This is a genomic window from Lysinibacillus sp. fkY74-1 (assembly GCF_053165895.1).
On sequence record NZ_CP170173.1, the window covers coordinates 381,149 to 405,644 of the forward strand.

Annotated in this window: 21 protein-coding genes; 10 read left to right on the forward strand and 11 right to left on the reverse strand. The window is 37.7% G+C overall.

Annotated elements, in window-relative coordinates:
• Positions 1–289 precede the first annotated feature (289 nt).
• On the forward strand, positions 290–1,156 hold the full coding sequence (locus tag ACE1MS_RS01855) for a GNAT family N-acetyltransferase (RefSeq protein WP_012292634.1): 867 nt from the start codon (positions 290–292) through the stop codon (positions 1,154–1,156).
• A gap of 257 nt (positions 1,157–1,413) precedes the next feature.
• Here ACE1MS_RS01855 and helD read toward each other — a convergent pair whose 3' ends face one another.
• The gene (helD, locus tag ACE1MS_RS01860; protein WP_012292635.1) at positions 1,414–3,642 is read right to left on the reverse strand and encodes an RNA polymerase recycling motor HelD; all 2,229 of its coding nucleotides are present in this window, start codon (positions 3,640–3,642) and stop codon (positions 1,414–1,416) included.
• Between the two features lie 152 nt (positions 3,643–3,794).
• Between helD and ACE1MS_RS01865 the strand changes: the two genes are divergently transcribed.
• Positions 3,795–4,511 carry a glycerophosphodiester phosphodiesterase gene (locus tag ACE1MS_RS01865; RefSeq protein ID WP_012292636.1) on the forward strand — a complete coding sequence of 239 codons (717 nt, stop codon included), beginning with the start codon at positions 3,795–3,797 and terminating at the stop codon, positions 4,509–4,511.
• Positions 4,512–4,597: 86 nt separating this feature from the next.
• On the opposite strand, the gene ACE1MS_RS01870 is transcribed toward ACE1MS_RS01865, so the two are convergent.
• Entirely contained in the window at positions 4,598–5,620 is a 1,023-nt protein-coding gene (locus ACE1MS_RS01870; RefSeq protein ID WP_031418389.1) for a DUF2804 domain-containing protein, read from the reverse strand.
• Between the two features lie 182 nt (positions 5,621–5,802).
• Here ACE1MS_RS01870 and ACE1MS_RS01875 point away from each other — a divergent pair, with 182 nt between their 5' ends.
• Both ACE1MS_RS01875 and ACE1MS_RS01880 read left to right on the forward strand, forming a co-directional pair.
• A complete protein-coding gene (locus ACE1MS_RS01875) occupies positions 5,803–6,297 on the forward strand; it encodes an amidase domain-containing protein (protein WP_012292638.1) in 495 nt (164 codons plus the stop codon).
• A 95-nt stretch (positions 6,298–6,392) separates the two neighbouring features.
• A complete protein-coding gene (locus tag ACE1MS_RS01880) occupies positions 6,393–6,965 on the forward strand; it encodes a nitroreductase family protein (protein ID WP_012292639.1) in 573 nt (190 codons plus the stop codon).
• A gap of 70 nt (positions 6,966–7,035) precedes the next feature.
• On the opposite strand, the gene ACE1MS_RS01885 is transcribed toward ACE1MS_RS01880, so the two are convergent.
• The 4 genes from ACE1MS_RS01885 to ACE1MS_RS01900 all read right to left on the reverse strand — a co-directional run bounded on the left by ACE1MS_RS01885 (position 7,036) and on the right by ACE1MS_RS01900 (position 11,436).
• Positions 7,036–8,418 carry a dipeptidase gene (locus ACE1MS_RS01885; protein ID WP_012292640.1) on the reverse strand — a complete coding sequence of 461 codons (1,383 nt, stop codon included), beginning with the start codon at positions 8,416–8,418 and terminating at the stop codon, positions 7,036–7,038.
• Positions 8,419–8,700: 282 nt separating this feature from the next.
• Positions 8,701–9,627, reverse strand: a complete 927-nt coding sequence (epsC, locus tag ACE1MS_RS01890; RefSeq protein WP_031418390.1) for a serine O-acetyltransferase EpsC — start codon at positions 9,625–9,627, stop codon at positions 8,701–8,703.
• A 289-nt stretch (positions 9,628–9,916) separates the two neighbouring features.
• On the reverse strand, positions 9,917–10,660 hold the full coding sequence (locus tag ACE1MS_RS01895; protein ID WP_031418391.1) for an SDR family NAD(P)-dependent oxidoreductase: 744 nt from the start codon (positions 10,658–10,660) through the stop codon (positions 9,917–9,919).
• A 20-nt stretch (positions 10,661–10,680) separates the two neighbouring features.
• A complete protein-coding gene (locus tag ACE1MS_RS01900; protein ID WP_031418392.1) occupies positions 10,681–11,436 on the reverse strand; it encodes an SDR family NAD(P)-dependent oxidoreductase in 756 nt (251 codons plus the stop codon).
• Positions 11,437–11,629: 193 nt separating this feature from the next.
• Here ACE1MS_RS01900 and ACE1MS_RS01905 point away from each other — a divergent pair, with 193 nt between their 5' ends.
• Both ACE1MS_RS01905 and ACE1MS_RS01910 read left to right on the forward strand, forming a co-directional pair.
• Complete coding sequence (locus ACE1MS_RS01905; RefSeq protein WP_198696114.1) at positions 11,630–12,763, forward strand: LuxR C-terminal-related transcriptional regulator; 1,134 nt, start codon at positions 11,630–11,632, stop codon at positions 12,761–12,763.
• A 317-nt stretch (positions 12,764–13,080) separates the two neighbouring features.
• Positions 13,081–13,629: an RNA polymerase sigma factor gene (locus ACE1MS_RS01910; protein WP_008176154.1), complete on the forward strand. Its 549-nt coding sequence runs from the start codon at positions 13,081–13,083 to the stop codon at positions 13,627–13,629.
• 107 nt (positions 13,630–13,736) lie between these two features.
• Here ACE1MS_RS01910 and ACE1MS_RS01915 read toward each other — a convergent pair whose 3' ends face one another.
• The 5 genes from ACE1MS_RS01915 to ACE1MS_RS01935 form a co-directional block, all read right to left on the reverse strand.
• Positions 13,737–14,183 carry a MarR family winged helix-turn-helix transcriptional regulator gene (locus tag ACE1MS_RS01915; protein WP_031418395.1) on the reverse strand — a complete coding sequence of 149 codons (447 nt, stop codon included), beginning with the start codon at positions 14,181–14,183 and terminating at the stop codon, positions 13,737–13,739.
• Between the two features lie 23 nt (positions 14,184–14,206).
• Positions 14,207–14,611, reverse strand: a complete 405-nt coding sequence (spx, locus tag ACE1MS_RS01920) for a transcriptional regulator Spx (protein ID WP_008176149.1) — start codon at positions 14,609–14,611, stop codon at positions 14,207–14,209.
• Between the two features lie 410 nt (positions 14,612–15,021).
• Positions 15,022–16,587 carry an ABC-F family ATP-binding cassette domain-containing protein gene (locus ACE1MS_RS01925; protein WP_012292646.1) on the reverse strand — a complete coding sequence of 522 codons (1,566 nt, stop codon included), beginning with the start codon at positions 16,585–16,587 and terminating at the stop codon, positions 15,022–15,024.
• A 34-nt stretch (positions 16,588–16,621) separates the two neighbouring features.
• Positions 16,622–16,807, reverse strand: a complete 186-nt coding sequence (locus ACE1MS_RS01930; RefSeq protein WP_008176146.1) for an SE1832 family protein — start codon at positions 16,805–16,807, stop codon at positions 16,622–16,624.
• 202 nt (positions 16,808–17,009) lie between these two features.
• Positions 17,010–18,056 carry a PseG/SpsG family protein gene (locus tag ACE1MS_RS01935; RefSeq protein WP_012292647.1) on the reverse strand — a complete coding sequence of 349 codons (1,047 nt, stop codon included), beginning with the start codon at positions 18,054–18,056 and terminating at the stop codon, positions 17,010–17,012.
• 223 nt (positions 18,057–18,279) lie between these two features.
• Between ACE1MS_RS01935 and ACE1MS_RS01940 the strand changes: the two genes are divergently transcribed.
• The 4 genes from ACE1MS_RS01940 (at position 18,280) to ACE1MS_RS01955 (ending at position 24,445) form a co-directional block, all read left to right on the forward strand.
• Complete coding sequence (locus ACE1MS_RS01940; protein WP_012292648.1) at positions 18,280–19,125, forward strand: oxidoreductase; 846 nt, start codon at positions 18,280–18,282, stop codon at positions 19,123–19,125.
• A gap of 119 nt (positions 19,126–19,244) precedes the next feature.
• Positions 19,245–19,799, forward strand: a complete 555-nt coding sequence (locus tag ACE1MS_RS01945) for an NADPH-dependent FMN reductase (RefSeq protein ID WP_031418398.1) — start codon at positions 19,245–19,247, stop codon at positions 19,797–19,799.
• Positions 19,800–19,911: 112 nt separating this feature from the next.
• Positions 19,912–23,694 (forward strand): DEAD/DEAH box helicase, encoded by a 3,783-nt coding sequence (locus ACE1MS_RS01950; protein ID WP_447402660.1) that lies wholly within the window; start codon positions 19,912–19,914, stop codon positions 23,692–23,694.
• 1 nt (position 23,695) lies between these two features.
• On the forward strand, positions 23,696–24,445 hold the full coding sequence (locus ACE1MS_RS01955) for a hypothetical protein (RefSeq protein WP_012292651.1): 750 nt from the start codon (positions 23,696–23,698) through the stop codon (positions 24,443–24,445).
• Positions 24,446–24,496 lie beyond the last annotated feature (51 nt).

Genomic DNA, 24,496 nt, shown 5'->3' on the forward strand with positions numbered 1-24,496 from the left:
TGAATAAATAGTATAATTAATATAGAGAAGTAGGGAATAGTATATAGTTTGAAAGTAACTAGATGAAAAGAGTTAATAATGATAGTAAGAGTTTGTTAGGTTATTATAAATCTAGTATTCATAGTAAATTTTAGTTGTTTTTGTGAACTTTTATAGTAAAAATCCTTTTATTATTAGATTGATTAAAGTAAAATTCTCATTAATAGAGGGTGATCATATATTTAGTTGCCAGCTTATTTTCATTCTTGCTACAATAGGGCAATAGTCTGATACAGGAACGGAGTAAACAATGAATATTTCAGTGATGACAGTGTCTTTCCCATTGGATGGAGAAACATTAAAGGAAGTAAAATTATTATGTGAAGAAGCGACAATTCATGATTATCGAGTATACGAAACTATTATGAATGTGCCAATGGCTAGCTCTTTTGAATCGAAGGGCTTTATGGTATTGGCGTATGAGGATGATCATGATTTGTTAGTTGGAGCTGCAAGTGCCATAGATTTAATTGGGGTCCATACGTATGAGTGGTCACTAGTGGTGACACCTGCATATCGCCAAAAGGGGATTGGGACTGCATTAGTTGAAGGGATACAAGTTGGGCTAAAAGAACGAGGGGCAGAGGGGCAGTTAGCTGTTGTTATTGACGGTTCCCCACATGGACACACATTTATTGAAAATAAAAATTATGTTTACAGCTTCTCAGAAGCGACCTTAGAAACAAAAGCGGAACCTGTAGCATTACAAAACGATATTAGTATTCTTCCCTATAATGGCGAACAGGCTGAGCTAATTGCTATTTATAGTAAAGCATTTGGAGATTTACCAGAAGAATCAACAGAGCTCATTGCCTTCAATACGTCCACTAATGGAAGAAAGCTATGGGTAGCTTACCGAGATGGTGAAGTTGTTGGAACGGTGACGACAGCTCAGGAAAATGAAATACAATGGGTGACAGCCCTTGCCGTCCACCCAAATTGTGAAGGACAAGGTATTGGGACGGCTTTACTGTCCTTTACGAAGGATTATGCGAGTAAAACGGGCGCAACTTTTGTGATGTTAGATGTTGAAGTAGACAATAAAAAAGCAATATCTGTTTATGAAAAGGCTGGTTTTATGAAAGCCCAGCAAATTGATTATTATGTAAAGCAATAATAAAAAGGGCGAGGAGTGATAGGAACTCATCGCCCTTTTTAGCATAATTGCGTACTATCTTCATATAGTATTAATAAGCCTTATGAAAGGAGTCGTAATTATGCGCATGCCGGCATTGCCTAAAAAGAAGTCTCCTCCGAAGGAAGCACCAAGTTCGTGGTGGAAAGTGGTTAAGGCCTATCTATCGAAAGGAAAGTTCTATCGATTACCACCGAGAAATTAATGAGGTATGAAAAAAGTCGCCTTATAGCGACTTTTTAATTTTCTAATAAGAATGTATTTTTGGAGGGACCTATTAGGTAAAGCTCATGCATGGCCCGTGTGAGTGCTACATAGAGTAGCTTTCGGTCAATGGGCGTGTCGTAAAAGGGCGTATGAAACGCAGCTACAATAACGGCATCAAATTCAAGTCCTTTCGCTAAATGGCTTGGAACAACGAGTAACATTTCCTGATTAATGGAATCATTTTCAGTTAGGAGCTGTGCAGGTAATTGGTGAGCTGTTAAATCGTTTTGCATCATTATTGCTTCAACAGTCGTTTTGCATATTAAAGCAATGGACCGATGTCCATGTTGACGAATCGTGTCAAAAATTTCTTTAATTTTTAAGGCGTCGAACTGTTCCGCTTGAATAAAACTAGGCACATTGCCATGACGAACAACTGGCTCCACCAACGGAAGTTGTTCATCCATTTGCGCTAAAATTTCATTAGCGACTTCCATAATTTCAATGGTTGTACGATAGCTTTTTTGCAAAGTTCGAAAGCTTGCTCGTGGGAATAAACCTTGGACAGGCTCCCAAGCAGTTAATGAGCGATAGCTATGAATTCCTTGAGCTAAATCACCAACCATTGTAAACATATCAGTATCCAAACCTGTTTTTAAAGCAGCGAGCTGAAAAAGACTATAGTCTTGTACTTCATCGATAAAGACAACGCGCATCTTCCATTCATCTGGGATGCCTTTTAAGCGTGCCTGTAAATAATAAAGTGCAGCTAAATCTTCAAGTGCCCATTGTTCCTTGCGATGTGATTGTAAAAATTGCTGTTGTTCGAGATAATGCCATTCAGGTGCCAACTCCGCTAAAAGTTCAGCGTTGGTGAGCAGTGAACGATAGAGAGTTTTAATGTTGTGTTTCGAAAAGCGACGCATATATGCAGCTGCCGTTGATTTGGCTTCTTTTTCAATGGCAGGAATTCGCTCATCTCGTTCATCGATAAACTTTGTTACAACACGTCGCCGTTTTTCATCATCTCGAATTCCATTTAAGGCCTTGCCTAGTGCTTCATCATATTTTTTATGGAGTGTAGCTAAGACAGACTGCTTTTTCTGACGAACATGGCTAGCTAACACCTTTTTAATATGTGCTAGTCGTTTTTCGATTGGCATATAAGAAAATTCATATAAAAATAGCTTCTTAAGGTGAGAAGCCCGCATGATACAGTATCTTTCAATGTAAACATCTTCAAATTGCTCTGCAATATCTTGCTCTAGTTTTTGGATATAGCGTTCGATAACATCGCGATAATAAAGAGAGCCTTTCATTTCAGCTATCCAAGCAGTTGGCTGAGAATTTCCTCCTGCCACAAGCGATTCTAATTGTTCATTTGGATTTTGAAGTTTTAATTTTAGTTTAGTGGCGGATAGAACGTAATCGGTAAAAGTAGTTTGGCATATTTTATCGACGCCTAGTTCTGGTAAGACATCTCCAATATAATCAATAAATAACTTATTCGGTGCTAAAATCATGAGCTGCTCAGGATTAAAATGCTCACCCATTGTGTAGAGGAAATAGGATATTCGGTGTAGGGCAATGGTAGTTTTTCCACTGCCTGCTGCTCCCTGCACAATTATTGGTTGACGAAGATGTGCGCGAATAATTTCATTCTGCTCTTTTTGGATTGTCGAGACAATTTCGGTTAGACGAACATCAGCTTTACCAGCCAATGCTTCTTGTAACAGTTCATCGTTCGTAGTTAAATCAATATCACGTATATCGAGCAAATCGCCATTTTCAATTTTATATTGTCGCTTAGCAAATAGATGCCCTTTATGAATTTCTCCACGGACATCGTACTCCATATCACCAAGGCGGCCATCATAATAGACATTCGCTACTGGTGAGCGCCAATCGACAATAATCGGCTCATGTGTTTCACGATGAAATAACGAGGTTTTTCCAATGTAAAGAAGTTCTTCAGGGTCACCTGTCTTTTGAAAATGGATTCTGGCAAAATAAGGCTTCTTTTGAACGGCTTCTAGCCCTTCCTTTTGATTACGGGCCATTTCAAAGAATCGGGCATTGGTTAAGATGTTTAAATAACTCAAACTAGAATCTAAGTAATCAAGATCTGCCATCGACTTCCGAATATTTTCTTGAGCGGATTTTAAATCTCTTTGTGACTCATTTAAAATTTGTTGCATATAACTTTGGGTATACGCTAATCGCTCTACTTCTGTCTGAAAATCTGGATGTTTTACAGTCATTTTTTAGCACCTCCTAGGTACTTACAATTTCAAAGTAGATTATCATACTACTATATATAATATTTACCATCAAGTGAAAGCTTAAAAGCTGAATATGTTACTATTACGTTGGGGTTTTAAAGGAATATTACTAAAAGAGGAGGTTTAATATTTTGGATATTTTTGCACACAGAGGTGTTTCTGCAAGCTACCCGGAAAATACAATTGCTGCATTTCAAGCAGCATCTAAGCTTCCTATAGCAGGGATTGAGCTAGATGTTCATTTAACAGCAGATAAAGAGGTCGTTGTTATTCATGATGAAACCATTAACCGTACCTCCAATGGTTCAGGCTATGTAAAAGATTTTACGTTACAGCAATTACGTACATTTGATTTTGGCTCATGGTACTCATTGGATTATAGTGGAGAAGTGATTCCGACCTTAGGGGAGGTACTAGAACAATTTGTAGGTACCAATCATCGTATTAACATTGAGCTAAAAACAGATGTGTTTGCCTATGAAGGAATCGAGACATTAGTACTAAAGGAAGTAGCAGCCCAACAAATGACTGAGAGGGTTATTATCTCTTCTTTTAATCATGAATCGTTGCAAACAGTCGCTCAAATTGCACCATATATTGAAATTGCTGCATTGTTTGCAGAAGTTTTAGTGGATTTTTCGACTTACGTTGCGCTCATTCCTGCTAAAGGCATCCATGTTAGTTTGCCTACAGCGTATCGTAAATCAGTAAAACTAGCGCTCGCTGAAGGGGCATCTGTACGTGTTTATACAGTCAACGAGGAGCAGGATGCTCGATACTTACAGCAACTAGGAATACAAGCGATATTTACTGATGATCCAGAGAAAATATTAAAAGCCCTTACTTAAAACAATGTGAGGAGAGGCGCTCGAATTCCGTGGAATGTTTATGTAAGTATAGCCCACGGAACGCGGCGTCTTCTATAAGGTTCGTATTACCATTTTGCTTGGTGTTCCTCAATGCATCCAAGCATTTGTCGAATAACTAATGTTTCACCATTGTCGAGCAAAATGGAACCGTCATAATAACCAAATAATTGATGTACTTCTGATTTTACTAGCTTTGCATTTGTATAGGCTACACGTTCAAAAAACGGAGAGAAGGTTAGTGACACTTGATGAGAGAATTTGGTTTTAACTTTCCAGCGCTGCATGTAATCTTCTGAATCATAATCAAACAATAAATCCTCATGTATTTTTGTCATTTTACCATCAACAAAAACAGCATTTTCAGTCATACCTGTTCCATCTGTCCATTTGCCTCCTAAATTAAGTCCAATCCTTCTTCCACGGACCCGTTGAGAGGCCATTCCCCAATTCCATACCGCTTCACGCGGCCATACACCTCGACCGTAATCTAAGACAGCAAAATTTTCTTCTGCCGAAAAATTATAACGACGAGTACCAATTGTGACAACACCTGAAGTAGGGAGTGTATGATGCTTTCCTGTAAATTGAAATGTTTTACGATTCCAAGGGATGACAACATTTAAGGTTTCGTCTGTAGCGGGATGTTGAATGATAAGCTTTGCACGTAAAATATCTCCATCAAAATTTGGAATAGAAACGGATAGGTGCGTTTCATTTTGTACATATAGTATATCAATCATCATTTCGCTATTTTTAAACGATACAGATTCTAAAACCTGTGTAGGCATTTTTAATTTACCACCGAAGGGAATGGTAATCGTTTTTTCGAAATAGCGCTGCGTTTCATATTCAAGGAAATAGACGAAGCAGACTGCTGCATAATCTAGATGACTAATCGTAGCGGAAAATAAGATTTCATCACCGTAGACACACCAATAGTTCCATTTCTTTTTGCGCATGAGATGGCCGCTTAAATTGCTATTGATAAATGGTTTACGTGCAAATCCGATGGCTGCTGGATTTAAATTACCCTTTTTATCGCATAAAAGAGTAGGCTGTAAAATTTCTTTCTCAGCATGCTGCTTCACATTTAACATCCCTTCTGGTCCTAAAATAAAATCATACATTTCTTTTAATCTTATTGTAGCAAAAATGATCTTAAAAATGGAAAGGAACATACTGATTATACCTATTTTCGACAATAATATGAGTAAGGACCTAACTAATAGAAATACTTGAAGAGACATATGATGGCATAAGGAGGGGGTGTATGGCAAAGATGTATAATAGGCAAGCTGCTGTACAGTATGCCAATTTGTGGTGGAATAGACGTAATCCAGCTTTTCCTAACTTTGATGTAGACTGTACCAACTATATATCACAATGTTTATTAGCAGGTGGGGCACCAATGCGAGGGGCACCAAGTAGAGAGAAGGGCTGGTGGATTCAACAAGGAAATTGGAGCTTTAGCTGGTCTGTTGCACACTCTTTAAGGTGGTATTTAGAAGGCTCAACGATAGGGTTGAAGGGTACACGTGTTCAAACCGCTGAAGAGCTGGAGTTGGGTGATGTTATTTTTTATGATTTTCAAGGAAATGGGAGAATCGATCACTCTGTTATTGTTACTAGTATTCAAAACGGGATTCCTTATGTAAATGCCCATACTTCAGATAGTATTAATCGACCGTATTTTTATGAGGACTCCACAGCCTATACACCAAGCATGACTTACTTTTTCTATCATATAGAGGATAGCTTTGCTTAGGATGAGGTAGTTTTAAAGCATATCATTTTATGATAATGTGAGGGTAGAAGAGATAAACTTAAAAGGTTGTCTTGTGGTAGAAGGAGAATGGATATATGAGCGAACAATTTTTATCGGTTAGAGATGCAATTATTCAACGTCGTTCCATTAAAAAATTTAATGGTCAACCTGTAGATCGGGACGATTTATTGGCCATTATCGACGATGCAGTTTGGGCACCCAACCACGGTAACCGTGAGCCTTGGCGCTTAGTGGTAGCCTGTGGGAAGGAATTAGAAGACCTACAACATTTATTACGCGACCTGACGATTCCGAAATGGCAAGAGCTTCTAAGTGAAGACTTGGCAAAGCAGATGTTGAAATTTACGTTACCTGGTGGCTATGCCTTTGTTATCGTACCTGAGGATGCTCGTCAAAAAGAGCGTTTAGAGGATTATGGTGCAGCGAGTATCTTTATTCAAAATATGCAACTGTTAGCATGGGATAGAGGGATAGGCTCTTGCTGGAAAACACCAGGCTTTTTAGATAATCCAAAGTTCCGCGAAGCCTTAAAGGTACAGCCGGGTGAACGTGTTATTGCGATGCTACAAGTGGGTTATTTTGATGAAGTGCCAAAAGGAAAAGAACGGAAAAAATCAGCTGAAATTGTTACAGTTTTTGGCCAGTAATTGCATAAAGCACCAAAGAAAATCCCCTCACTGAAGTAGTTGAGGGGATTTGTTATGGAATCAAAAAAAATTATTTTTTTAATTCCGAAACTTCATATAAATAATCACTTAAAACGCGTAAACCTTTATCAAAGTTTTCTAAATGGAAATGCTCATTAGGAGCATGGAAGTTTTCACTAGATAAACCGAAGCCCATTAATACTACAGGGATTTCTAAAATTTCATCAAATGCAGCAACGATAGGGATAGATCCACCACCACGAGTGTAAGCAGTAGGCACATTATAAACTTTTTCATAAGAACGTCCAGCTGCTTGAATGAAAGGATGATCAAATGGTGTTAAGAATGCAGGGCCTTTATCAAATTCCGAAATGTTAATTTCTACTCCAGCGGGCTTATGCTTTTCAACGTGGGCTTTTAATAGGGCCACGATTTCATCAGGCTCTTGATTTGGGACGAGACGACATGTGATTTTAGCGCCTGCTTCAGCAGGTAATACCGTTTTGATGCCTTCTCCAGAGAAACCACCAAAGACCCCATTAACCTCTAATGTTGGACGAGCCCAAGTACGTTCTAGGTAGGTAAACCCTTGTTCACCAAATAGTTCTTTAACACCGACCTCTTGTTTAACTGACTCTTCATCAAAACCAAGCGCGCGATAAGCTTCACGTTCTTCTTCTGTTAAAGGTAATACATTGTCGTAGAAACCCTCCACCTGGATTGTGCCATGCTCATCACGGAAGGATGCTAATATTTCAGCTAATGCATGGATGGCATTTTGCACGCCTCCACCATAGAGACCTGAGTGTAAATCTCCTTTAGCTCCACGCACATCAATTTGAATACCTGCTAAACCACGTAAGCCATAGCATACTGCAGGTTTACCAGGACCATAAAGGCCAGTATCAGAAATTAAAATTAGATCCGACGCTAATTTTTCCTTATATTCTTCAACAAAGGAAGGTAAATGTGGACTACCAATTTCTTCTTCACCTTCATAAATAAATTTAACGTTCACGGGTAAAGTTCCTGTTGTTGCAAATAAAGCTTCAATCATTTTTAAGTGCATAAATACTTGCCCTTTATCATCACTGGCACCACGAGCGAATAATTTATTGTCGCGAATGGTAGGATTGAAAGGTTCGCTCTCCCATAAATTTAAAGGATCAACAGGTTGTACATCATAATGACCATAAAACAATATAGTGGGTTTGCCTTCCGCATGTAACCAATCAGCATAGACAACTGGATGACCTGCAGTTTGAGTAATAGAGATATTCTCAAGATTTAATTTTTCAAATGCATTAGCGAGCCATTGTGCTGCATGTTGGATATCTTCCTTATGCTCAGATAAAGAACTAATACTTGGAATTTGTAAAAACTCTTTCAATTCGTTTAAATGAGCCTCACGATGTTCAGCAAAATAAGCATCAATTTGCTGTAAATTTGTCATCTAGCATCCCTCTTTCTAATATATTTCGATAATAGAAATAGTATAGCATATCAAAACTAGAAAGTATTAGCATGGGTTCATAAATAAATAAGCTCTAATGGGGAAAACTGCAACATTTTTATAGCAAGGCTATTGGTTGTATTTCATTGTATTAAGCTATGAAATGGAAGGGTACGTGTAGGAAAAAATGAAAGACACTGTAGAAAATCCTTTGCAGTGTCTTTCAGTAGGTGTGTCTATAATGGAAGGTCAATTTTGCCGTCTAATTAAAGCGTGTCAGTATTAAACATTGTTCGATTTACTGCTACTAATGTTAGGAGTTGGTGGTGAATTGTAAACACGGGAATATGGTGGTATTGAATTCATAAGCCAAATGTTACTGCCTAGCACTGAATCGTGACCAATGGTCGTTTCGCCACCTAAAATGGTTGCACCCGCATAAATAACGACATTATCTTCAATATTCGGATGACGTTTAATCCCTTTAATTGGATTGCCATTTTCATCAAGAGGGAAGCTTAATGCCCCTAACGTGACACTTTGATATATTTTGACATTATTGCCGATGATACATGTCTCACCGATTACGACACCTGTGCCGTGATCGATAAAGAAGGATTCACCAATTGTCGCGCCTGGGTGAATATCGATTCCTGTTAAACTATGTGCATACTCAGACATAATACGTGGGACAATTGGTACGCCCACTTCATATAACTCATGTGCAATACGGTGAATATATACCGCAACAATCGAAGGATAACTTAATAAAATTTCTTCTGTGGAAAGGGCAGCAGGATCTCCGTTGTACGCTGCCTGAATATCCGTTTGCAAGGTTTTACGGATTTTTGGAAATTGCGAAATTAAATCCATCACAATGCGATCTGCATCCTCTTGACAAGTACAGTTTTCAAGATTGCTGTTGTATTCCAAATTGTAAATTAATACTTTTTCGATAATATCCCGTAAATCCAATGCCGTTTCACGTAGTTTATTACTACTTACTATATTAACGCGTCTAGTATCGATCGGTGGAGCAGTATGGATACCCGGAAACAGCACTTCATGAAAATTATCTAAGATTTTATAAATTTTATTGCGCCCAACAAAGCCAATTGAATTTTCAATATCCACATACTGTCGATTAATATCACATAATGAACTTGTGATTTCTGGAACTTTTTCATTTAACCAATCATTTAAACTCATTATAAAACACCCCTCAACCTCATAATAACTGATGTAATAAAAGTACAAAGCATTTCATCCAATAGCAACTCTTTTAGCTTTAAAATATATTAATATTTATATTATCGAAAAAATACCTGCATGTGGAGTGCCATTAAATAATCTTATATTGTTTTACCATAAAATACGACTGCTTTTAAAGCTTACTGCTTCAGGTTATGATCTAGACGGATTGGCTCTGGGAGAATTTTAATCAAATAAAAAGGGTCTGATTTCGGAACGATGCCGAATTCAGACCCTTAGTTTTTTATTAGTGAGCAGTATAGCCGCCATCAACAAGGAGTGTTGTACCATTAACAAAGCTTGCATCATCGCTTGCTAAGAATAAAACAGCTTTGGCAATCTCTTCTGGTTTACCAAGACGACCTTGTGGATGAAGGGAAGCTAAATATTCTTTCTTTTGAGCGTCTACTTCAGCCAATAGAGGTGTATCGATATAGCCAGGACATACAGCATTTACGCGAATACCTTGTTTTGCATAAGCTGTGCATAGGTTTTGTGTTAATAGTTTTACACCACCTTTTGCAGATGAATAGGCTGTTGGATTTGGTAAGGAAACAAAACTATGGATAGAGCCAGCATTAACTATGACCCCACCAGTTCCTTGCGCAAGGAACTGCTCAATGGCATATTTATCAGAAAGAAATACACCTGATAAATTTATATCAATTGTTCTTTTCCATTTTTCAAATGATAACTCGTGAGCGGGTGCATCGTCAGCTACACCTGCATTGGCATACATAATATCAAGTTTTCCATATTTAAGAACGGTTTCATTAATCATGTTTTTAATATCATCTTCGCTTGTTACATCCGTTTTTACGAAGAGCGTATCATAACCATCGTTATTCAATTGTTCGGAGATATTTTGTCCGCGTTCTGAAAAATCGGCAATGACTACTTGAGCACCTTCTTGGGCAAAGAGGCGAACTGTTGCTTCACCGATACCACTAGCGCCACCTGTGACGATTGCTACTTTATCTTTTAGTTTCATTTTAATGACCACCTTTATAATTATTTTGCAGTTGCTCCACCATCAATAACAAATTCGGCACCGGTTGAGAAAGAGGATTCATCAGAAGCTAAGAACAGTACTGTTTGAGCCACTTCTTTTACAGAACCTAAACGACCTAATGGGAATAAGTTTTTTCCTAATTCATCCTTAGAGCTTCCAGTTGTTGCAGATGCATAATCGGCCATTCCTGTATCGATATAGCCAGGGTGAATAGAGTTTACTCGGACACCAAATGGGGCATATTCCATTGCGGCATCTTTTGTCATAATGCGTACGGCACCTTTACTAGCGCCATATAAAACATGTCCAGCAGCACCTGTTAAGCCTGCAATGGAAGAAGCATTAATGACAGAGCCATTATTTTGTTTGGCCATAAGCGGCATGATATGCTTCATGCCAAGGAAAACACCAGTTACATTGATGGCCATTAAGCGATTCCAGTCTGAAAGTTCAATTTCTGCAAGTGGTTTAATTATATAAATGCCTGCATTGTTGAAAAGAATATCAATTTTTTTAAATGTATGAATCGTTATATCTGCAACTTTTTTCCAGTCGTCTTCATTGCTAACATCATGACGTACAAATAAGGCTTCGCCTCCAATTGCTTGGATGCAGCTAACTGTTTCGTTCCCAGATTGTTCATTTATATCAGTAATGACTATTTTTGCTCCTTCTTTCGCAAATAATAGTGCAGTTTCTTTCCCGATGCCTGTACCTCCGCCTGTAATAACGGCTACTTTATTTTCAAGTCTCATTTCAAGCACGCACCTTCCATTATTTCTGGTTATATGGTTACCTTAGGATTCAAATGTATTCGCTTTATTTTAGCGATAGCTTCATCTTACTCCTTTCAATTTGAAATACTATCCTATAAGATGCTGTATAATATAGTGATGGAGTACCCTTCATTTATAGGGGTATTTTTAGTAAGGAGGAGAGGAATTTCCTATGACGCACTTATTTCAATCCTTTGAACAAATGACACTTCAAGAATTTGTGTTATTTATCAAAATTCATAGTAAACAAATTGAAGAGAATACGAATATTTACCTCAATCTAGACCCTTCTATTGCTGAAGCAGATCGAGAAAGAGTGGCAATGCTACTGGATTCCTTTCTACATTTAATGACGCATTCAACTATCGAAGAGCTAAATGATGATTTTAGAAGTTTTTTTAAGACATGGCTTCAATCACAGCTATCTATTATTGATACGAGAAGCTTTCATCTATTCCAATTGATTTTAGAGAAATCATTGATTACTTTCATGATTCAGCAAAAAATTAGTCGAATGCATGCCATTCTAATGTATGTACTAACGATATTTACATTTTTAGTACAGCTTTACTTTAATGACGAAGAAGATCACAAAAATAGTCGTAGAACTACTCCTGAAAATGAGGAGTTGAGGCGACTACAATTATTGGATAAACTCGATAAATTGCTCATCAGTTCCTCTGGTTATCAGGATTTAGCCTATATTTTAAAGAAATGTGAAGAGTATTTTACTTATAAAAGATGTGTATTTTATGCCTATGTGCCTTGGTCCAATCAATTTTACGGGGTTATTGGTGCAGAGCTTCCAAAGGTTCAAAGCATGAAAGGGGAGCTAACCAGTGAAAATACCGTACTCGGCTCAAGAAAACCTATATATTTGAAAAACCCTAAAAATTATGTGAAGGAAGAACATATACAATTATTTAATTTATCGTCGATTATATTTATCCCGATTATTCAACAGGATCAATTATTTGGATGGCTAACATTTGACCAGCTAGGTGAAGAATTTGATTGTACGAAGAATGAATTATTGTTACTTGAAGAAGTAGGGAAGCGGTTGGGGTTATTTTTATCACGTAAGGGTGAAAAGGTTGAAAAGAGTACAGAACTTCACTTAACAGAAAGGGAGTCCATGATTTTGGGTCTGCTTGCAGAGGGATATGACAATAAAAAAATTGGGGGATTACTATTTTTAAGTGAGCATACAGTCAGAGATTATGTAAGTAGTTTAATGACAAAGCTCAAAGCGAAGAATCGAACACAGGTCGTTGCTTCGGCTTTTCGATTAGGACTATTAAGTTAGCCAAAGCGAAAAATAGGGGGTTTCCCACTAGATGAAATACATCTGCTTACTTTACAAGTCATTGTTAAAGTGGCAGATTTTTAATTTTCCAATAATTATTATTATGAATATAGTAATGAAAATAGAAGTTTAATGTTATAGAGCAGTGTTATACAGGCTGAGTAATATAGTAGTAAAACAATTTTTACGAATATTACAAGCAAAAGTGTTTAAGCTTACACGATTGTAATGAAATTGAAAGCCAATACGATAGAGTGTAATACATTATTTTGCGAGAATGTGTATAGAAGCAAGAACAAGAAGCGGAGGCATACACAATGAATGAAAAATTAGAAGGCGTATACGAGGAATACAATCGTTATATATATCACTTATGTTTAAAACTAACTCGCAATAATGTAGAGGCTGAAGATTTAATGCAAGAAGTTTGGGTAAAGGTTGTACGCTATGAAGACAGCGTAGCTGAAGTAGAGCATATTAAGGCTTGGCTTACAACCATTACAATGAATACATTCAGAGATCGCTATCGTAAAAAGGTTCGTCGTAGTAAATATATGATGAACCAACCTGAAACATTAGACGTACCGATATTAGATTTGGTTCCCAATAATGAAATTTCAACAGAAGAAAAGGTTGAAAAGGATATTGTCACAAAACTAGTACAAGATAAAATGGAGCAATTAGATGGCATCTATAGAAAGACTTTATGGTATTTCTACATAGATCAATATTCACTTGCAGAAATTTCTACAATTATGAAAGTTTCCATTGGTACTGTGAAATCACGTTTATTCCGTGCAAAGGCTCGATTAAAAGAAATGCTGATGTCAGATACAGCCATTGTGGAATCTGTGCTACCAGCGTAATGAAAGCTGATTGGTCGCACAACATACGTACTTAGACGGAAGTATTCAGTCGACTAATCTAAAAAAAGATGCATTCGCAAATAATTGCGATGCATCTTTTTATTTCTTTATTCTGGCCGATTGGAATCAACATCCAATAGACATTTTGAAAAAATAGTGCGTAATGTTTGCAGTTCTTCAGCCGTGAGCATTCCAAACATATTGTTGATAATTTCACTAACCTGTTGACGAGATTCTTTTAAGATGCTCTCGCCTTCAGAAGTTATGACGAGCTGTGACGCTCGTCGATCTGTAGCGTGCTGTGTTTTTTCAATAAAGCCAGCATTTATAAGCTTCGTTGTTAAAACGGTGACGCCACCTGTCGTTACCTTTAACCGCTCAGCAATAGCAGAAGGGCGTTTAGGGCCCTCCTGCGATAAGTAGTCTAAAATTAAAATATGGGATTTTGAAAAGCCGAGCGCATTATGATTATTCCACTCGTTCGCCCACTTACGCTCAATGGATGAAACAACTTCAAACAACGAGGTAATGGCTTTTTGTTTTTCTTGATCCATAGAAGGTCATCTCCAAAACTGTTTTAACTTTCTTGTGCCAATCTTGTCATCGCATTTAATTCGTAAGCACGTACTTTACGCGGGATAAAACGGCGGATGTCCATCTCATTGTAACCAACTTGAATACGTTTTTCATCTATTAAAATAGGGCTACGTAACATTCTTGGGTGTGCTTGAATAATAGCAAAAAGCTCCTGAATAGAAAGTTGGTCGATATCGATATTTAAATTTTTAAAATCATTCGAATTTGTTGCAATAATTTCATCTGTTCCATCTTCAGTCATGCTTAAAATTTCTTTAAATTCTGCAAGTGTAAGTGGATGAGAAGTGATACGTTTTTCTTTATATTCAATATTGTGATCTTTTAACCATTTAAGTGCTTTTCTGGATGAAGAACAGCTCGCTTGTGAGTAAATTGTAACTGTCATTCTTCATTCCTCGCTTTCTTTTTTAGATTATATTTTATAAATATCTTATCAGTAAGGTAAATTGTTTATATATATATCTTACTAGTAAGCTATATATAAATCAATAGCTATTTAAAAAAATATCTATAACACCATGATTTTTTTCAGGTATATTAACATATACGAAGATCATCCTAAAAAAGTTTCATTTTCACAGCTTACAATGATGTAAGTTTAGGGAAGTGAATAGGGACTACATGAAGCATAGGCTTGTCCAAGAGGAGAGAAATGACGAGCTAAAAAATATCAGTCCACTGATTATAGTATGTTTAAATGAGGAGAATTATACATGGAAACTTAAAAATATTTGTGGAATTTGGCAAATAGGAAAAGGGTAGTCTCAAATCATCTTTGAGACTACCCTTTTAGATTTAGCCTTGTTGTCCTGAAGTGAACCAATCTTGGACATTCCAGACCTTCGTAGCGAGACCATCATAGAAATCAGGTTCGTGACTTACGAGTACAATAGTGCCTTTAAATTCTTTCATCGCACGTTTTAATTCATTTTTTGCATCGACATCTAAATGGTTCGTCGGTTCGTCAAATAGAAGCCAGTTCGCCTCTTCCATCATTAATTTACATAAACGAACTTTCGCTTGCTCTCCACCCGATAATGAATTCAGTGGACGTGTAATGTGATCAGTCTTTAAGCCCGCTTTCGCTAAGGCAGCACGAACTTGCGCTTGCTCCATTGAAGGGAAGGCGTTCCACACATCATCAATGGGTGTAATTTTTTCCGCTTTTACCTCTTGTTCGAAATAAGATGGATAAAGATAATCTCCTCGAATCACTTTGCCATTTAAAGGATTAATTTTACCAAGCATTGTTTTTAATAATGTTGATTTACCTACACCATTCATGCCGACTAAAGCAATCTTCTCTCCTCGTTCAATAGCAAAAGTGAGTGGGGGAAGTAATGGTTTGTCCTTATCATAACCAATCACCAAATTTTCAGCCTCTACCACATAGCGACTTGACGAACGTGCTTCTTTAAAACCAAACTCAGGCTTTACAGCAGTTTCTGGGCGATCAATTCGCTCTAATCGGTCAAGCTGCTTGGCACGAGACTTAGCACGGCCAGTAGTAGAGTATCGCGCTTTATTTTTGGCAATAAAATCCTCTTGCTTCTTGATGAATTCTTGTTGTTTTTCATACGCGTCAATATGCTGACGCTTATTGATTTCAGCAAGCTCTAAGAATTTTTCGTAGGTTGCTGTATAACGAGTTAGCTTTGAAAATTCAAGTTGGAAGATGACATCCACCGTCTCGTTCATAAATTCTGTATCATGCGAAATTAATAGGAAGGCATATGGATAGTTCTTTAAATAGTTTTTTAGCCATGTAATATGTTCTTCATCAAGATAGTTTGTAGGCTCGTCTAATAATAGAACTTTTGGTTTTTCTAATAACAGCTTAGCTAGTAAAACCTTTGTACGTTGACCACCAGAAAGGGCAGCCACATCTCGCTCCAAGCCAATAGCATCGAGCCCAAGCCCGCGCGCAACTTCTTCAATTTTCATATCGAGTGAATAGAAGTCACCTGCATCTAACGCATCTTGAACTTCAGCCATTTGCTCTAATAGAACTTCTAATTCTTCAGGTGTAGCTTCAGCCATCTTACCTGTAATTTCATTGAGTTCCTCTTCTTTTTTATACAAGGGTAGAAAAGCGTCACGCAATACATCGCGCATCGTTCTACCAGCTGTGAGTACTGTATGTTGATCTAAATAACCATAATGTGTACCAGGGAGCCATTCCACTTTTCCCTCATCATGAATTGTTTGACCAGTGATAATGCCCATTAAAGTTGATTTACCTACACCATTTGCCCCAACGAGTCCAATATGGTCACCCTCTACTAAACGAAACGATACATCTTTAAAAAGTGTACGATCTCCGAATGAATGACCTAAATTTTCTACTGTTAAAATTGCCATATATGTTCCTCCAACTATCTTTCAAGTTTCCATTTTATAGTTCTGCTAGTTGCTTATTCAGCTCTGCAAGCTTCGACTCCATATTTGCAAGACGTTGCTCTGCCTGTGCTACTTGATCGTTGTGTCCTGTTGACTCAAGTTTTTCGATATCGCCTTGTAAATTGATATAGTCCATTTTTAATTCTTTAATTTGATATTCTAAATCATTTTTGGTTGGCATGATGGTTGCTCCTTTTTTAAGCGTATTTGTATAGCGAATGCGTGTAAAAAGCGATGGGGGTTTATTGATCCCCCACCGCATATCATTAAAATCAATCGGGAACTGAAAAAAAATGAACTTACCTAATTCCCAACTTTTATAAGATGAGATGCTAAAGTGAAAATTTCTTATATATTGTATCATAATCATCTTTGAAGTAGCACTAAGTAGAAGCGATATTATGACGATCATAAGCAAAGTCTAAAAGTAGCTCTAAGAGTGTTTCATTATTACTAACGAGATTGAGCTGGCGTTGTTTTTTTACGGCACGTTCACTGCGTGCTTCATGTAAAAGAAACTCCATAACAGCATTTTGTATTTGTGATTGTTTCATTTTACGACCTAGCCCTAGATGAATAAAACCATTCTGTTCTCTTGGGAAAGCATGTAATAGCTCTGCCTCCGATTGTGCAAGCGTAATGCATGGCACACCATAAGAGGCAATTTTATAAGGCGTATAATTGGCATTGCAAATAATAACATCTGCTTTTGGTAAAAGTTTGAGAAGCGCGTTTTTATCACGAAGGATGGCTGTGTTGCGACGACTTAGTACCATCATTTGTAAGTCGTCTGTCGCATGGCGGTAGCTGTCGTCAATCATAACTGTAATTTGTAGTGGAATTTGGAGCTGTGTTAAGTGTCGCAGGGTACGATAGGTTAAATTATGCTCGTCCCCATCTTCAAAAGCTACAACGATATGGGGAGGATTTTCAGGTGTTTTGCTTTCAGGTCTATCGCTAAAGTTTTGATAGTCTTCGGGTAATGCAAAAACAAAGCTCCCCCCAATATAATGAGACGGTAAATAATCTTTTACCTCGTGATAGAGTGCTAGAAGTACACAGTCACAGGCTTGACCACCTTCACCAAAATCATCAAAGTGAAGAATCGTTTTGCAGAAAGGTCGTAAATCCTGTACTTGCCAAGCCTCAGAATTGCGGCCATCTCTGACGATTAAATCTGGCTGAATGCCTTTCATTTGCTTAGGAAGCTCATTAAAATGATCAAATAAAACAGGGGTTAGACCTTCATTAATTAAAATTTGAACCCCTTCATTTGAAGGCGTTTTTACAAATATAAAAACTTTCTCATTCGTCAGTAGTTTAGCTAATGTTGAAACCCGCTCAAAAGGATACAGCCCTTTATCAATACAGCTTTCAATAATGAAAACAATCGTTTTTTTCGGTACTATTGCTTGCGTTTCGTTTTGCAAATGTATCCCACCCTTTCCTCTGTCTCTTTAAATTATGGTGAAGAAAGAGCAAGTATGTGTAAAATTTAGGATTTGATAAATGATCTTTTTAAGTGAATCTTTCAAATAGCTATCTTTTAGATACGATAAATAGCTTTTAATCATCAAAAAATGTGGTCGATATATATAGTGAGTTTATTTCGATACATAACAAAGATGGTGGTTATGGAAGGAGGGAAGAGGCATGGGTATGCGTGCTGCAATTGTAATTGGAGCAACGGGATTAACTGGCTCCTCTCTTGTAGAGCAATTATGTGAAAATGATGAATATGTATCCGTGACAGTAATTACAAGAAGAAAACCAACTTTTACGCATCCTAAGCTAGAAGTGAAAATTCGTGATTTTGATAGGTTAGAGGAACAAGATATAGCATTTGCGCATGAACTATATTGCTGTTTAGGTACAACTATAAAAAAGGCAGGGTCACGAAAGGTGTTCGAAAGGGTAGACTTTGAATATCCTTTAGCGATTGCTTCATTGGCAAAAAAGCGTGGAATTCCCCATTTTCTTGTTATCACTGCAATGGGTGCTAAGGAGAGTTCTCCTTTTTACTATAGCCGAGTTAAAGGAAAGCTAGAGCATGATTTAATGGAGTTGGGCTTACAGCAGCTTTCTATAATCCGTCCTTCACTCTTAGTAGGAGAACGGAATGAATTTCGTTTAGGGGAAAAGGCTGGAGAAAAGGTATTAAAAATAGCCAAGCCTTTTTTAATAGGACCACTAAAGAGATTTAGAGCCATTGAAGCCTCTCAAGTAGCAAAGGCAATGATGATTATTGCGCTACACGGCAAACAACAACCAGTGACCATTTATCCTTCCCATGTATTAGCAGCATTGGAATTTCCAGAAACGTCAGAAAAAGATGTTTCTAGGGAGACGCTATTTAATTGGGATAAAATAAAAAAAGCAGATTCGCTTCATGAAGAGGACAAGGTCAATCGCGATGTAGTGATTGATCGCGAGAAATATAATATCCCAGATGAGGTGGTTGATAAGGAAGTTCATTTCAGACCATATGATAAAGAGTAATTTTTCTTGCTTTCCGCCTAAAGACTGAATTTCTAGCTTTCCTCACTCCTGTTCTTTCCGAGCCACTTTTCATTTGATACAATATTATTGTAGAAGATGAATGTGGAGGCAAAGTGAAGATGAAAATTTTACTCGTTGATGGCACAATGTTTGGTCGAAAAACTGGTGCTATTTTAGAGCAAGTGGAACAATATATTAAAGAATTAGATGCTAGTTTCGTTTTAGAAATGATGCATTTTAGTGAATATAAACATCAAATTGTAGATGGCTCACCGTTAAATGAAGATATGAAAAAAATGATTCAACAATTTGAGGAAGCGGATGCTTATATTATTGCGACACCAATTTTCCAAGCATCTATCCCTGGCGTTTTGAAGAATGCATTTGACTTCTTACATCCTAAAACAATGCGCTATAAACCTGTATCTATAGTTGCAAATGGGGGCACATATCAACATCACCTTGTAGTAGAAAATCAATTAAAGCCTATTTTAGACTACTTCCGTGCTCTTGTGACACCAAACTATGTGTATACACATACATCCCATTTTGATGCAGATAATCATATTGTAGATGAAGATGTTCATAGCCGTTTACGTGAATTAGCGCGTGTATTTGTTCAATACTGTGAGATGAGCAAGAACTTGCCGAAGGAAACAATCGATCAACATTAATAGCACCCTTGCATGGTGGTAAGAAATCACTGTGCAGGGGATTTTTCTTTGTAAGTATTCTTTTAGTATGTGATAAAATAAAACTTTAGTGACACTGGAAGGAGGGCTGCTCATGCAGGACATCGCTTTACTAGAAAAACAACGCTGTTGTCTTATTTTGACTAATAAGGCAAAGGAAGCGGTAGAGGAATGCTCAGCAAACGAGCATGCCTTTTTTGCGTTACAAAAATCTTTTACTGTCTACATAGAAAAACGCAAAGCAAAAACAGTGGGTGAAATATTTTTATCTATCTATTTTAATGCTGAAGACAATGAAAAGTTAAGTGATATTGTTCCTGAGAAAACAGTGATTATGGACTGTGTGCTAAAGCTAGAAGGATTACTGGCGACAAATATTCGTTTTGTGCATATGCGAGGTCCGATTAACACAAATCGACGCTTAGCAGCAGCACTGCAATTTGTTACAAAGCCTAACAACGGAGCAGGTGTTCCACTTGAGCTTCATACGAAGATCAGACAGCTACCGATAGCAGAAGAACGGACTGAATATGTAAAAAAACGTATTGCTAGCTGGGAAGGTTATTTAAAAATACAAGAGCGCGATGCAACTATTGACGATATTCATAGTGAATTTAAGCAGAGCTATTTCAATGAAGATTTCACACGCTTAACGCTCGTATGTCCTTACATAAAGAATAAGGAATGGAAGCAATTGGAGGGCTTGAGTGTAAGTATACAAGGAGTCCGCGGTGAAATAGGACAAGTATTAAAGGCTCATGCTGGAAAACAAATAGTTGAAATTGATTTAAAGCCCTTTACACAAGATTTGGCTCGTAAGGATCAGCTTAATCTTCGTTCGAAACAAGCGAGCTTCAGCAATTTTGCAACATTAAGTCAAATTAGAAGATTACGGAATGGCTTTACTAAGCTAGAAAAGGGTGAGGCTGTTAATCCTAATTTAGAGACGATCCTATTTGAAAAAAGACCATCTGTACGAGCATCGAAGCTTCGTGAAGATATTGAATTTCACAATCATTTAAATGAATATCAAAGACGAGCGGTTTTAGGTGCTCTATCTGTTGAAGATTTATATGTGATTCAAGGTCCACCTGGTACAGGGAAAACAACTGTCATTTCAGAGATTTGTCAGCAAAATGTGAAAGCTGGTTTAAAAACGCTTGTTGCATCTCAGTCAAATCTAGCAGTAGATAATGCTTTAGGACGGCTTCTTTCCAATCAAGAAATTAGGATTTTACGCTATGGTAGAACGGAAAGTATTGAGGAAGAGGGAAAAAAATTTATTGAAGAAAATGTGGCTCTACAGTGGCGTGAGCAAACATTGGCAGCAATTGAAGAGGCAATTTTGGTCTTTCCTGAACGTGAGCAGATGTTCAAGGACAATCTGACTAAAGCAAAAGCTGAGCTTGAAAAATTAGAGTTATGGCTTGAGGAACTGGCGCAAGAGATGACCGCTAAAGAGCAAGCTGCTATTGAAGAACCAATTCTTCAGCAGGAAATTCAAGCGTTAAAAAAAGACTTAAAAACTGCGAAAACAGAGCAACAGACATATGAAGCTCAAAAAGAGCATTATGAGAAGCAGCTCGCCCAAATAGAGCCGATTATACAGCAACTTGAACAGACACTTGCTGACCATCCTTCAATTGAAGATCTACAGCTTACCATTCAAGAGACTTCACAAAAAGTGGAGCAATTAGAAGCAGCTACTCAATATAAAGAATTGCTGGAGCAAAAACAGCAATTAGCTGTACAATTCCAGGATATTCAAGAAAAACATGAAATAGAAAATAATCGTCTCATCATCATGAAGGAAGCGCAAAAGTATGTGCATACATTGACTTCCTATGAACGTATCCAACGATATTTACAGCATTATCAAATTCGTCCTTCTCATGTTCTTTCGCAGCAAATAAATCGAATACAGCATCTAGAGGATGCAAAAGATTTAGAGGCATGGTCTACCATCAATAGCCGTCTTCAAAAGGCCATAGCCAAGCTAGAGGCGTTAGTGTCTGATGATGTGAAGGAGCAGGCGCAGGCAAAAAGTAGATTACAGCCTGTCCAATCATTTTCTTTACAAAATCTTACGGGTGTATTTGCTCAGTTAAACAAGGCATTTCAAGACGATCAAACACCTGACATTCATGAAATTGAAAGCTATTTGCTGGGACTCTATATGCGTCGTGATTTTGTATGGCAAAAAGGGATGGCACTTAAGCAGCAACAAGCGCATAAAGACGAAGAATACGAATCCTTTCGAAAAAATGTTGTTAGTTTAATACATCAAGAGTGTGCAATTACAAGTTTTGATGTACAAAGCATACAACGGCAATTGCAGCCATTTATACAGCATACAGAGCGATTACAACAGCTAGAGGGTAACTTCCTAATAGAAGCAGTACCAGAGGAGTCCGTTGAATATTTAAAAATTCTTACGGGACAATTACGAGAATCTCTTCAGGAAGCCAATCAGCAACTAGAACAAGTTGAAAAGGCTAGAGTTCAATTAGTACCCAAACAAGCTTCCCTTCAAACTGTACAAACTAGCTTGCAGGAAGTAGATCTACTGCTATCACAAATGGAAGAGCGGTTAAAGGAGATCAATGTGGCTGGATTGAAAAAAGAAAAGCAACTAGCCATCTACACGAAGCTATTGCAGTCGACACCAGAACGCACAGCAGAAGAGGTTAGGGAGGCTATTCAAACTTCAAAGCAAGCTATTGAAGAATTACAGCGTCAGGAAAAACAACTACCACTTCGAAAAAAATTGCAAGAGCAATGGCGAGAAAAGCTACAAAATGCTACCGAATATGATTTAGATGAGATTAGAAAATTATATGTACGACATGCAAATGTTATTGGTACCACATGTGTAGCTTCGGCGAGTAAAGAGTTTATGGAAAATTACCCAACCTTTGATGTTGTCATTATTGATGAAGTTTCAAAGGCAACACCACCAGAATTATTATTACCAATGCTGAAGGGGAAAAAGGTTATTTTGGTAGGGGATCATCACCAGCTACCGCCCCTACTTGGTGACGATACATTGGAGGAAACATTGAAGGCGATGTTAGAAGAAAATCCAAATTTTGAAGGCGCACAGGAGTTAAAAAATTTACTTCGTGAATCATTATTTGAGCGCTTATTCAATAATCTGCCTCAAACTCATAAGCAAATGCTAGCTCTTCAATACCGCATGCATGAAAAAATTATGCAAAGTATTACGCCATTTTATGCGAAAGAAGAAAATGGCTTGCAATGTGGCTTGCCAGACTCGGATTCTGCGAGAGACCATGGTTTAGAGGGGCAATTTGTAAAACGTGATGACCATTTATTGTGGATTGATATTCCAACCGAGAAACCTTATTTAGAGGAGCAGGTAAAGGGTGGTACAAGTCGTTTTAATGAAGGTGAATTACAAACAATTCGTCGTATATTGCTAGACTTAAATGATGCCGTGCAGGCAGCAAAAGAAGCTGGGCGTATGCCACAGGATGCCTTGAAAAGCGTCGGGGTCATTAGCTTCTATGGTGAGCAGGTGAAGAAAATAAATCGTCTCCTCCAGCAGGAACTACAGTTACCACATTTACAATTCAGAACAGGGACAGTGGATAAGTTCCAAGGAATGGAGATGGACGTGATACTTGTCAGTATGGTACGTAATACGCCAAAGGGTGGAGATATTGGCTTTGCAAAAGATTACCGTCGCTTAAATGTTGCTCTATCCCGCGCTCGGGAGTTACTACTGCTTGTAGGAAGTTCAGAAATGTTTGCGAAACGTGCAAAACATCAAGATACAAGAGATATGTATACCAAGTTATTAAATACAGTAAAATCCTACGAGGGCTTGCGTAATCATGAAGGATTGGTGATTTAAAGTGTCAAAATTACAGCAACGATTAATGCGTGAGCTGCAACAAAATCGCAATATAAAAATTATCAATACTGCTGAGTGGTGTATTCCAATTCGTACAGTGGATGTAACTTACGAGCCGGTTCGCCGTTCCACGATGGATGTCTTAATGACAATGCTGCTACTAAGCATTCAAGAGGCTGATTTTGGAAGTGTGGAGGAATTGAGCGAATTATTGCTTGTAGATCCGTTATTTATCGAAGACCTGATTTCTTTAATGATTCGCGTTGGTCTTATGAAAAATGAGGAAGGCTTTTTTAAGCTAACAGAAAAAGGGCAGCAACAGCTTGAACAAGGTATCTTTGAAGAGGAGCTAGAAGTAGAAGCATCTACTCTTTACTTTAGTCCTTGCCATCAATCATTTCTGACTAGTGATGTAAATAACGATGAATACGATGAGTTACCAGAGCTTTATCGTTATGTGGATAAGGAAGCTGAACAACAGGAGCAATTTGATGAAACACTGATTATAGCTGCCTTACAAGAAGCGGATGAAGAAGAAACGGGCAACTCACAAAGAATTATTGCAAGAGTTGTTGAAGTAGAAGCCCAACAAATTAATGATAGTCCATGCTTAGAATTTATACTTTACGATAAGGAGCAGGATATCCTATTTGTTCGTGTGTGGAATATGTTATTAAATCAATGGGACCGCCATCTAGAACAACAACTTACCGATAAAGAACAATTGATGTGGCGTGAGCAATATTTATAGAATGAAAAACGAGCGTGTTCAGCGTTCGTTTTTTTATTTTACAATGTCAGC